Here is an 11,950-nt window from a genome sequence, read left to right on the forward strand (position 1 = left end):
AAATGAGACGTGATTGCAATAGGACTGTGCCCTGTAATTTTGCTGAAATAGTTTGTTAATCCAGATCAAGCTTATCGCGATTTAATATATATTTGTTTATTTCAATACTTTAAGGTAGTTATCAACCATTTTTTGGGCTTAATTACTTTGGGTATATATGGATAGCATAAAAAAATTACCCCGCCCCACATTGGCTCAAGTCTGGCAAGACACATTGTTCACGGTATCGAAAAGGTTATTATTGCTGCGGGATATAACCGATTTAGTTAACGAACTCAGGAAACTCTCTTTTTCTGTCGTTCGTTTCCAGCGGGTCAATTTATTACTGCTTAACCCCCTGTATAACCAAATGACGCTCTATACCCACGATGATGTGTCTGACACCGTTGTGGCGTCGCAAAATATTTTATTTGCCGAAGGCCCCGGTGGGCTGGCCTGGCAGCAACAGACGCCTTTGCAAACTGATAGTCGCCGTATGCAAAGGGAGTTTTCTGCTGTTGGTGATTTAGCACCATATCAGGAATTACATTCTGGTTGCCATTTCCCTTTGGGCCATGATAACCATTGGTCGGGCTGTGTTGAGTTTATTAAAACCGATAGCAGTCAGTTTGATGAGCAAGCTATTACCTTTCTGGGTTTATTGGCAGAAGTGGTGGCTATTGCTGTCGATAATATTACTGAGATAAATCGGGCATTCTCCGAGCGCGAACGGTTGCGCTTTGAACGAGATCATTTTCGGATATTAGTTGATGTCACCAATACGGTTATTTCTAAACTAGAGTTGGATGTATTAGCGGCGGAGGTCTCAAAAGAGATACACCGCTTTTTCAATATTGATTACATCAGTTTGGCAATATGCAACACCCATACTGACAAAAATAAACTGAATGTTTTTTCTACTCGCTATCAGTTTGGTAAAACGGTGCAGCATCAACAAGCCTGGGTAGATATGACGGGTACATTAGCCGGGCAGGTTATACACAGCCGGGAGTTATTGCTCGTCAATCTGGCTGATAGTGCTCTCTTGGCTCCAGATGATAAACAACTGGCAAACATGCTGGATGCTGGCTTACAGGTAGTTTGCCTGTTACCGCTATTTTTCGGCCATAAGATGCTAGGCGTATTAAAATTAGCACAATGTCAGAGTGATATTTTCACCGACAGCAACCTAAAACTGTTACGACAAATAGCCGCGCGCATTGCTATCGCTGTCGATAATGCCTTGGCTTACCATGAAATTACCCGCCTGAAAGATTCATTGGTCAATGAAAATCTCTATTTGACTGACCAGATTATTCATAATGAAGAGTTTGGTGAAATTATTGGTCACAGCACAGCTATTCGAGCGGTGTTGGAACAGGTTGAAATGGTGGCATCCAGTGACTGTACGGTATTAATTCTGGGTGAAACCGGCACCGGTAAAGAGTTAATTGCCCGTGCTATCCATAATTTAAGTACCCGTAAGAATAAACGCATGGTGAAAATGAACTGTGCGGCGATTCCCTCCGGCTTAATGGAGAGTGATCTGTTTGGTCATGAAAAGGGGGCTTATACCGGTGCCGCCTCACAGCGCATTGGTCGTTTTGAAATGGCGGATGGCGGTACGTTATTTCTTGATGAGGTCGGGGATATTCCTCTTGAATTGCAACCGAAGCTCCTGCGGGTGCTCCAAGAGAGAGAAATAGAGCGGCTGGGGGGCAGTAAAATTATCCCAGTTGACGTTCGCTTGATTGCCGCGACTAACCGTGATTTAAAACTGATGATGGTAAATCGGGAATATCGCAGTGATCTCTATTATCGGCTTAATGTTTTTCCCATCGTTATCCCCCCGTTGCGTGAACGTCCTGAAGATATCCCTTTATTAGTGAAATTTTTCACTCAAAAAATAGCCAAACGCATGAACCGCACTATTGATACCATTCCGGGTGAGACATTGCGTTTACTCAGCCGACTACCTTGGCCAGGTAATATTCGCGAACTGGAAAATGTGATTGAGCGGGCGGTGATCCTCAGCCGTGGCACCACGCTAAATTTACAGTTACAAGAACTGGAATATCATTTATCACCATTAGAAGTGGCGAAACCTGTATTGGAGCGAGTGGTTCACAAACCATTATTACCTGAGAGTGAAGAACCAGAGTTTTCAGAATCTGAACGTGCGCGAATTATTCGGGTATTACGAGAAACCAATGGTGTAGTCGCCGGGCCGAAAGGAGCCGCAATTAAGTTAGGATTGAAACGCACTACTTTGTTATCACGGATGCAGCGGTTGGGAATCTCAGTAAAAAGTATCGAAGATGAAGATGGGATGGAATAACTTACGTAATTGTCTTTTTTGTTCTGATTTAGATTATCTATTCGCAAGCAGCAGAGTTGAACCAAGGCGTGATAAATCTTTCTACTCGGACGAAGCGTCGCGAGCAAAGCCAGTCTGGGCGCGCCCAGCGCACAGCTACCGGAGTGTACATAAGTACATGACGGTGGCGAGCACTGCGTAAACCCAGAATGGCAAAGCGCAGTAGCCGTTAACCGATCAACTCACTTCGGCTTCCCTACGTAACCGCGCCTTCAACTGGCTATACTCTTGCTGCACGTAATTTTCCGCCCAAGTTTGATCGGCAATGGCCTCCAATTTCACCGCACAATACTTATATTCCGGCGTTTTGGAAATAGGGTCCAGATGGTCCAGTGTCAGCTCATTACACGCACCGATCCACCACTGATAAGTCATATATACCGCGCCGACATTGATGCGTTCACTGACTGATACCCGAGTAATAACCTTGCCACGCCGCGATGCAACCCACACCAATTGTTGGTCCTGCAAGCGCATTTTATCGGCATCCTGCGGGCTGATTTGCACGTAACCCGGTTCATCGGCGAGTGTTTGTAATGCTGAGCAGTTGCCGGTCATGGAGCGGCAGGAATAGTGGCCGACTTCACGCACGGTACACAGCACCAGCGGGTATTCCTCATCCACCTGTTCCATTGGCGCACGCCATTCGCTGGCAAATAACAACCCTTTGCCGCCGGGGCGGTCGAACTTATTACCCGCATATAGCCACGGTGTGCCGGGGCTGTCTTCAGTGGTACAAGGCCACGGGATATAGCCCAAACCGGCCATTTTTTCGTAAGTTGCGCCGTAATACAGCGGACATAGCTCGCGTAGTTCGTCCCAAATCTCTTTAGTATTGTAGTATTTCATCGGATAGCCGAGGGCTGTCGCCATTAGGCTGATAATTTCCCAATCCGGTTTGACGTCACCTTGGGGTTCTACTGCTTTTTCAAACCGTTGGAAACCCCGGTCGGCGGCAGAATAAACGCCTTCATGTTCGCCCCACGACGTTGCTGGGAAAATGACGTCGGCTTCGGCGGCAGTTTTGGTCATAAAGATGTCTTGTACAATCAGCAAGTCCAATTCGCTGAATGCCTCGCGCATCATCGAAAGGTCTGGTTCGGTTTGCAGCGGATCTTCGCCCATCACATAGTTGGCTTTGATTTTACCTTCTTTGATCTTGTGCGGAACATCAGTCAGCGAGTAGCCAATTTCGCCCGAAAGAGAAGGAACCCCCCAGGCTTTGGCGAACTTCTCCAGTGTCGCGGGGTCAGTCACGGCTTGATAGCCGGGGTACATATTAGGTAATGCCCCCATGTCGCAGGCACCTTGCACGTTATTTTGCCCGCGCACTGGGCCAACGCCGACATTTGGGCGGCCTAAATTGCCGGTTAGCAGTGCTAACCCTGACAACCCTTTAACCACATCCACCCCCTGGCCCCACTGGGTAACACCCATACCCCATAAAATGGTGGCAGAAGGTGCGGCAGCATAGATGCGCATCGCTTCACGAATGGTTTGTGCTGACAGGCCGGTGATGCTTTCGACATACTCCGGCGTGTATTTGGCGACTATTTCACGATATTCGTCAAAACCTTCGGTATAACGCGAAACATAGTCTTTATCGTAGAGTTCTTCAGTAATAAGCACGTTGGCGAATGCATTCACCAGCGCCATATTGGAGCCATTTTTCAATGGTAACCACAGATCGGCAATACGCGCAGTTTCGATATGGCGTGGATCGCAAACAATAACTTTAGCGCCTTTCTCTTTGGCTTTGAGAATACGGCGGGCCACGATTGGGTGTGAATCAGCCGCGTTATAGCCAAACACCAAAATACACTTGGTATCTTCAATTTCGCAGATAGAGTTACTCATCGCGCCGTTGCCCAAGGTCACTTGCAGCCCGGCGACCGATGGGCCGTGGCAAACACGAGCACAGCAGTCAATGTTGTTACTGCCAGTGACTGCGCGGGCAAATTTTTGCATCACATAGTTGGTTTCATTGCCCGGCCCACGGGACGAACCAGTATGCATAATGGCTTGTGGGCCATATTTTTCTTTAATTGCGCGTAATTTACTGCTGGCGAATTCGATAGCTTCGTCCCAGGAAACCGCTTCCAGCTTGCCGCCTTTTTGGCGACGGATCATCGGCTGTTTTAAGCGCGGCGTCAGTAGCTTGGTATCATTGAGAAAATCCCAGCCATAATAGCCTTTCAGACAAAGTTCACCCTGATTGGTGACGCCATTTGCCCCTTCAGCGCCAACAACTTTGCCGTTTTCGACCAGTAAATTGATTTTGCAGCCGGAGCCGCAGTAAGGACAGACAGTGAGTGCCTTGTGCATATTAATTATCCTTTGTTCAAAAGTTCATCTCGTTGGCTTCGTCCAGTGCGGCGCGCAGCTGTTTCTTGCGTAGCATGGCTTGCAGGGTGTCACGACTCATCAGGTGTAGTGCCTGAGTGGGGCAAACTGAGATGCAGGCTGGCCCGGCGGCACGCCCTTCACATAAATCACACTTTTGCGCTTCAGCTTTCAGGCAAAAGCCCTGCGAGAGGCCGTTGAACATCACTTCAACCTGTTTGGTCACCACGTTCATGGCACCGTAGGGGCAGGCAACGACGCAGGTTTTGCAGCCAATGCATTTTTCCTGCAACACCTGAATACTGTCTGCCGCCCGCACAATCGCGCCGTTCGGGCAAACATTGGCACAAGGCGCATCCTCACAGTGACGGCACATAATGGTGGTACTGACATTCATTCCTTTGACCACTTTCAAGCGCGGGGCGAAATTGGCTTTGGTCATGGTATCCAGCTTGCCGCCGTTGTGTGCCAGCACGCAGGCAACCTCACAGGTGCGGCAGCCAATACAGTTTTTAGGGTCTGCGATTATGAACCGGTTCATTGTTTCCTCTCCTTACCCTTCATCTTTCAAGTTGCAGATGTGTTGGCTACGTTCAATCACCCGAATCACTGACTTGAGTCAGCTCGTCGGGATTCACTCTCTTGCCGCCTTCCTGCACCTTGAAAGCTATTGGGCATAAATTGAGTAGTTCTGGCAGATTGATGTTTTGAACAGCAAATCTGGCTCATTACCATACATATTGCATGGTTTATGCCAGATTGAAGTGATGGAGGGAATTTAACTAATGTGGTTGTTTTAAATGGGATTTGTCAGTTTTAATATGGCAGGAGGGAGTAGCGAAACTGTCGTCAAGAGTGACGTCGGCAAATTTGACGACGCCACACCGTCACTCAATTAGAGGTGGCTAAACCCGCCGTCACCGTGCCAGTGCGGTAATTGCTGATACAGTGTTTCGACGGCCTGTTTGACAACATCGGTCATCGGGAAGTAGAACGCCACCAGGGTTGGTTGGATGCCGACGAAGATAACGTCGCTGATATCTTCCTTTAACTGATCAATCAGAAAATTGAGCGGTAAATTATGCGTGCTCATGATGAACATCTCGGCAATTTTCTCCGGATCAATAATACGAATCTCTCCCGGAGACAGTTCCATATCGGCGGCATCAACAATAATCAGGCGGGTGGGCTGCAAAGCACGAATGCGATGCACCACATTTTCCGGTGCCGAGCCGCCGTCGATAACTTGCCAGCCAGCTAAGGGTTGCTCTGTCATGCGCTCAGCCAGTAACGGGCCAGCGCCATCATCGCCCATCATGCTATTGCCGACGGTTAACACGACATTGGTGACTGGATATTGATGTTTCATGGGCGGCGCTTCACCATTAAATAAATTGCCGGTTCCTGCTCAATATCGTACAGGGTTTGCAGCAGTTGTTGGCTCCAGGGCTGGTGCAATGAATCTGCATTCTGTGCCAGTGGCGCAAAGGCTTGGGCCAGCAATTGGGTATGGGTGCTGTCGATGGTGATTTCGCCAAATTTCAACAAACCCGCCATTTTGCGGCGAGCTTCACCTTCGGGTAATTGACTGAACCACTGCTGATACTCAGCCAGTGGACATTCCATAATGGCTTTTAAGCAATCAATGACGCCGACATGGTGGCCGATAGCCAGTGAGTAATACATCACTTGCTGCGCCTGTTCGGGCATGTCTTCATCACTGTCGAGGAACTTCTGGTTCAGGGCATAAAAGATCACTTTAGGCATCAACATGCCCTCCCACCAGTTGCGTCAGAGTTATCTGTTGCAGGTTAGCAAATATCTCATTTAAACGCGGATCATCTTGTTGCTGGAGGTAGCTCTGGCAGCGCTGTTCCAGCCCTTGCAACGGTTGATTGACCAGCAATGACAAAAAGCGGTCAGTGATTTCACGCCCGTGACGATACCCAGCCATACGGCGGGCCTCACGTTCTAATAATACCCGCAGCGTTAGCGGTGCATCAGGGTGAATAAGCGCCACGCGTTCATCGGCTGCTTGCTGGTGATCCTCACCTTTTAGCTTCTGTTCCAACAAGCCCAAAGCGACCGCAAAGCCATAAATGGTCGCTGCCGGAGTGGGAGGGCAACCGGGGATATAAACATCAATGGGCACAATGGTATCGCTGCCGCCCCAGACACAATACAGGTCGTGGAAGATGCCGCCGCCGCAACCACAAGCGCCATAAGAGACACAAATTTTGGGGTCAGGAGCGGATTCATAAGCACGTAAGGCCGGTGTGCGCATGGCGCGAGTGACGGCGCCGGTGAACAGTAAAATATCCGCATGGCGTGGTGAGGCAACCACTTTGATGCCAAATCGCTCGGTGTCGAACAGCGGTGTAATTGACGAGAAAATCTCAATTTCACAGCCATTGCAACCGCCGCAGTCAACTCGATACACATAGGCCGAGCGTTTGATATCTTTCAGTAATTTGCCTTTTAACTGGGCGATAGAAGAGTCAAGTGCAGCGGGTTGGCTAACGTGATGGCCCCAAGCTGGTTTCAATGAATGTGGTTGGCTCATCAATTGCTCCCCCCTTCAGGGTGGTGATTCGGTATCATGCTGTTATTCATGGAAACATTATTTTTTATCGAGACATTGTCATTACCTATAATGTTCTGTTTGCGCTTACAGTCAGGACAGGTTTCAAAATGGGGCCGCTGTTGCTCGACATCATCAATACTCATCCCGGAATGAATCAACAGTGCCATGACGTAATCCACCTCTTTTTTCGGCGCAAAAGGCTGCTGGCACTGCTGGCAATGGGCGAGAGTAAAGGTGGCGCGCTGGTATAAATCGGCTTTATTGAATACCGCCAATTCAAACTCTTGTGACAACACAATGGCGCGGGTCGGGCAGACTTCTTCACAGCGGCCACAAAAAATGCAACGTCCCAGGAACAGCTGCCACTGGCGAGTGCCCTTAGCAAGGTCGGTTTCCATCGTCAGTGCATTGGCGGGGCAGGCCATAGTGCAGGCACCGCAGGCAATGCATTGATCGGCATCATATTGTGGTTTGCCACGGAATCCGTGACTGACCTCAAGTGGCTTAAACGGATATTTTACCGTGGTATCGCCGACTTTCAGGAGGGTTTTAAACAGTTTTAACATTATTCATCCCTCTATTTGAGCGGCGAATGGGTGCGCTCAATGCCATAGCGTTCGATCTCTTTGTACGGCACGGTGACGGATTTCTGCTTGCGTACATCCACCAATGTCACCCGGTCGGTGCAGGAATAGCAGGGATCGAGGCTGCCGATAATCAATGGCGCATCAGAAACTGTATTGCCGCGCAGCATGTAGCGCAGCACCGGCCAATTGGCGTAAGTGGCAGCGCGGCAGCGCCAGCGGAACAGCTTCTGATTGTCGCCGGTCATGCTCCAGTGGACATCTTCGCCACGCGGTGCCTCCGAGAAGCCAAGGGCAAACTTATACGGCTGATAGTGGACTTTCTCCTCCAGCAACGGCCCGCCCGGCATATGGTTTAGCCCGTACTCAATCATGACCAGCGAGTCGAAGAACTCCCGCACCCGCACCAACAGGCGCGAATGCACGTCACAGCCATCAAGGCTAAACAGCTCTTTCGGGATATTGGCGTAGTTGGCGTAAGGGTGGTCGTGGCGCATATCGCGTGCATAGCCACTGGCGCGGATCATCGGGCCAACGGGGCTGAAATCACGAGCGATTTTGCGATCCAGTAAGCCAACGCCCACGGTGCGCTGCTCGATATTGGCGGTACTCATCAGCATATCCACCAACTCGCTGATATCAGCGCGCATCTCTGAGACTAATTGCAGCGTTTTAATCCGGTCGGCTTTCAGAATATCGCGCCGCACCCCACCAATGAGATTCAGGCCGTAGGTTTTTCGCGCGCCGGTGAGCATCTCGGCGATAGTCATGGCTTTTTCGCGCACTCGGAAGAACTGCATAAAACCGGTATCAAACCCGACAAAGTGGCAGGACAAACCGATATTGAGCAGATGGCTGTGTAGCCGTTCCACTTCCAGCAAAATGGTGCGGATCATCTGCGCTCGCGGTGGCACAATAATGCCGAGCGCATTCTCAATTGACGAGGTGTAAGCCACGCTGTGGGTGAAGCCGCAAATGCCACAGATGCGATCTGAGAGGAAAGTGACGTCGTTATAGCCCATGCGGGTTTCAGCCAGTTTTTCCATGCCGCGATGGACATAAAACAGGCGGTAATCGGCGTCGATAATGTCTTCACCGTCGACGAACAGCCGAAAGTGACCTGGCTCATCAGAAGTAATATGCATCGGGCCGATGGGCACCACCCGGCTGCTACTGCCCGCTTCGTTTTCAAACTGATAGGTTTCAGTGTTGCTGGTGGGGGTCGGGCGCTGGCGGTAATCCATAGTGTCTTTGCGCAGTGGATAGAGGTCGTCTGGCCAATCATCGGGCAGCACTAAACGGCGCTCATCAGGCAAGCCAACAGGTTGCAGACCATACATATCGCGCACTTCGCGCTCACCCCAGACGGCTGCCGGAACTCGTGGTGTCACGGACGGGAACTCGGGCCGTTCGGGGCTAATCAGCGCTTTGACAATCACCCAGCACTTATCACCATACTTTTTACCCGTATCAATGCCGTATTGTTCGCGGCCTTCCATTGACAGCACATAGTAGATGGCAAAATAGCCATTCAAACTGCGCTCGTCATTACCAAATAGCACTGATAACCAACCGCCTTGCTGATAATAAAGGTGTTCAACCACATCCGGCAGACTGTTCAGTTTGATGGTTATTGTCAGTTGATCAGGGGTTTGCCACTCTTCATCAAGAATTGCTGTTGGAAATTGTTCCCGCAGCCGGGCCACATAGGCGGCTCCCAGTTTTTCACCGCTGTGTGGCTGCCCTGAAACCAAATGAGCTGAAAAAGGCGTTTCGTGAGTCACGTTACATCTCCTGACGAGTCGGGGTGAATGGCAGAGCGGCGTGCGTATCTGCGATGGATGGGGTCAATAGGGCCGGAGAAATGTCTTGTATTGGGCTGGGCAATTGCCACGGCAACATAAAGGGCTGTTGGATAGGGTCGCGGCTGTCGTTATTGAGGACAATTTGCGCCGCATCAGTCAGCAAGCGGGTCACTGGCGTGGGAATATGCACTCCGAGCAATAGCATCAGCAGTAATAGAATCGCCATCGGCGCGGTAGTCAGAATACCCAGTTCACCTTTGCTCACCGCCGTCGGTGGGGTACCCAGCACCGTGCTGGCTATCATGCGTACCAACCCCGCCAGTACCAAAGTGAGCAGCAATAGCAACACAATAACTAAGGTAATATGGCCGGCTTTAATCGCTGCGGCGACCACCATAAATTCACTGATAAACACGTTAAATGGCGGCATTCCCGCCAGCGCCAATGCGCCACCGGCCAGCATCACCGCAGTGAGCGGAGCCACACGGATAATGCCTTTGATAGCGCCCATATCCCGCGTGCCATATTTCAGCAGCACATTGCCAGAACCGCAGAACAGTAAGGTTTTTGCCAGACTGTGATTCATGGTGTGAAACAGTGCGGCTAATACCCCCAGTGGGCCACCAATGCCTAAGGCCACGGCGATTAACCCCATGTTCTCCACACTGGAGTAAGCCAGCAAACGCTTCATATCGCGCTGTGCCAGAATGAAGAATGCAGAGACGGCAACCGACATCATGCCGAAGACCAACAGCAACATTTGTGGGAAATGTGGCCCGATGGCGGCACTGATAATAATGTAATAGCGAATGATCACTAGCAGGGCACAGTTGAGTAAGACCGCGGATAACAAGGCGCTGGTGGGGCTGGGGGCTTCGCTGTGAGCATCCGGCAGCCAGGAGTGCATGGGGAACAGGCCGGTTTTGGTACCAAAGCCAATCAGGATAAAGACAAATGCCAGATGCATCAGGCTAGGATCTAGCTCTTTGGCATGCTCGGCGACCACTGTCCAGAAGATAGCGCAGCCGGGGTCGGCCAGCACATTGGCAGCATTGGCATACACCAACACTGTGCCGTACAGCCCGAATGCCACACCCACGGTACAGATGATAATGTACTTCCACGCCGCCTCCAGTGAGGAGCGCTGGCCGTATAATCCCACCAAAAAGGCTGAACTGAGGGTGGTGGCTTCAATGCCAACCCACATCAGAATCAGATTATTGCTGGTCACCACCAACAGCATGGTGAATAGGAACAGATGGAAAAAGCCGTAGTAATTACACAAGGTGCTGACAGTAATTTCACCGTTATTCACTTCATGGCGCATATAGCCAAGGGAGTAAAGGCCAGTGATAAAGCCGATAACACCTAAAATAGCGAGGAACAGCGCACTGAGGCTGTCGATGTGCAGCCAAAGGTGAACCGCCAGAATTTCCCCGCCCACTGCCACCCGGCACACTACCGTCAATGCCACTATCAGCAGTAAACTGATGCCTGCAAAATGTACCCAAGTGGTTGCCATGCGGGCGGCACTCCCCAGGGCACGGCAAGCAAATGCCAGCAGTGAGGCTATCAGAGGTATCGCCAGCAGTAACAGCAGCAGGTCAGTATTGCTCATTTTATTACCCCTTTAGCGCTGTCAGTTGTTTAACATCCAGCGTATGCAGCGTGCGGTAAATTTTGCGCGCCATTAGCGTCATCACAATCACGGCGAAGATGGCATCAGTGGCAATACCTACCTCGACCAACTCCGGCGCGCGGAAAGCCAACAATGCCAACATTAGGTGCGCGCCGTTTTCCATCAGGCAATAACCGAAGATGTTTTTCAGGATATTGCGTTGGGTGACGATACACAGCAGGCCAATCAGGAAGTGCCCAAGTGACACCGCCAGCGCTGGTTTTAGCGCACTGACCATCGGCAATTGCACCGGCTCGACCACGAAGTAGCTCAATAAAATGATGATGGCGGCGATAAATATCAGGCCAGCGGTACCTACCACGCCGCCGTTGGCTTTAGGATCTTCCATCTGGCGAAATGCGCGATACATAATCCACGGCACCAATATCACTTTGGTGATAAAGGCGGTCAGCGACCACATATACAGCTCGTGGGCGTGCAAGGTTTCGGCTAATACCAGGAAAATCAGCACCAAGACTAGTGATTGCACAGCATAAAACAGCGCTGATGTGGCGGGTTTTTTCACGATAATCACCAGCAGCGAGGTAATGATCAGCAGGCCAGCCAAATTGTTGACAAGAAGTGTTCCGGTCATTTTTT

10 protein-coding genes are annotated in these 11,950 nt (G+C 50.5%); 1 reads left to right on the forward strand and 9 read right to left on the reverse strand.

Annotation, left to right across the window (positions count from 1 at the left end; all coding sequences use genetic code 11):
* Window positions 1-157 precede the first annotated feature (157 nt).
* Window positions 158-2,317, forward strand: coding sequence for a formate hydrogenlyase transcriptional activator FlhA (gene flhA, locus AT01_RS19385; RefSeq protein WP_042548309.1), 2,160 nt, complete (start codon window positions 158-160; stop codon window positions 2,315-2,317).
* A gap of 216 nt (window positions 2,318-2,533) precedes the next feature.
* Here the strand turns inward: flhA and fdhF are convergent, their stop codons facing one another.
* The 9 genes from fdhF to hyfE form a co-directional block, all read right to left on the reverse strand.
* Window positions 2,534-4,681: a formate dehydrogenase subunit alpha gene (gene fdhF / locus AT01_RS19390; RefSeq protein ID WP_042548310.1), complete on the reverse strand. Its 2,148-nt coding sequence runs from the start codon at window positions 4,679-4,681 to the stop codon at window positions 2,534-2,536.
* Between the two features lie 16 nt (window positions 4,682-4,697).
* On the reverse strand, window positions 4,698-5,240 hold the full coding sequence (locus AT01_RS19395; RefSeq protein ID WP_042548311.1) for a 4Fe-4S dicluster domain-containing protein: 543 nt from the start codon (window positions 5,238-5,240) through the stop codon (window positions 4,698-4,700).
* A 354-nt stretch (window positions 5,241-5,594) separates the two neighbouring features.
* The gene (hycI, locus tag AT01_RS19400) at window positions 5,595-6,068 is read right to left on the reverse strand and encodes a hydrogenase maturation peptidase HycI (protein ID WP_071841555.1); all 474 of its coding nucleotides are present in this window, start codon (window positions 6,066-6,068) and stop codon (window positions 5,595-5,597) included.
* Window positions 6,065-6,466 carry a formate hydrogenlyase maturation HycH family protein gene (locus tag AT01_RS19405; protein ID WP_042548728.1) on the reverse strand — a complete coding sequence of 134 codons (402 nt, stop codon included), beginning with the start codon at window positions 6,464-6,466 and terminating at the stop codon, window positions 6,065-6,067. Before AT01_RS19405 ends, hycI begins: the two co-directional genes overlap by 4 nt.
* Window positions 6,459-7,262 carry an NADH-quinone oxidoreductase subunit B family protein gene (gene nuoB, locus AT01_RS19410; protein ID WP_042548312.1) on the reverse strand — a complete coding sequence of 268 codons (804 nt, stop codon included), beginning with the start codon at window positions 7,260-7,262 and terminating at the stop codon, window positions 6,459-6,461. The genes AT01_RS19405 and nuoB overlap by 8 nt, the downstream gene beginning before the upstream one ends.
* A complete protein-coding gene (gene hyfH, locus AT01_RS19415) occupies window positions 7,262-7,849 on the reverse strand; it encodes a hydrogenase 4 subunit H (RefSeq protein ID WP_042548313.1) in 588 nt (195 codons plus the stop codon). The genes nuoB and hyfH overlap by 1 nt, the downstream gene beginning before the upstream one ends.
* 11 nt (window positions 7,850-7,860) lie before the next feature.
* On the reverse strand, window positions 7,861-9,651 hold the full coding sequence (locus tag AT01_RS19420; RefSeq protein ID WP_042548314.1) for a hydrogenase large subunit: 1,791 nt from the start codon (window positions 9,649-9,651) through the stop codon (window positions 7,861-7,863).
* A 1-nt stretch (window position 9,652) separates the two neighbouring features.
* Complete coding sequence (locus AT01_RS19425) at window positions 9,653-11,290, reverse strand: hydrogenase 4 subunit F (RefSeq protein ID WP_042548315.1); 1,638 nt, start codon at window positions 11,288-11,290, stop codon at window positions 9,653-9,655.
* 4 nt (window positions 11,291-11,294) lie between these two features.
* Window positions 11,295-11,945, reverse strand: coding sequence for a hydrogenase 4 membrane subunit (hyfE, locus tag AT01_RS19430; protein ID WP_042548316.1), 651 nt, complete (start codon window positions 11,943-11,945; stop codon window positions 11,295-11,297).
* Window positions 11,946-11,950: the final 5 nt, after the last annotated feature.

The sequence above is a fragment of the Yersinia aldovae 670-83 genome (genome assembly GCF_000834395.1).
In the GTDB taxonomy this organism is placed as follows: domain Bacteria; phylum Pseudomonadota; class Gammaproteobacteria; order Enterobacterales; family Enterobacteriaceae; genus Yersinia; species Yersinia aldovae.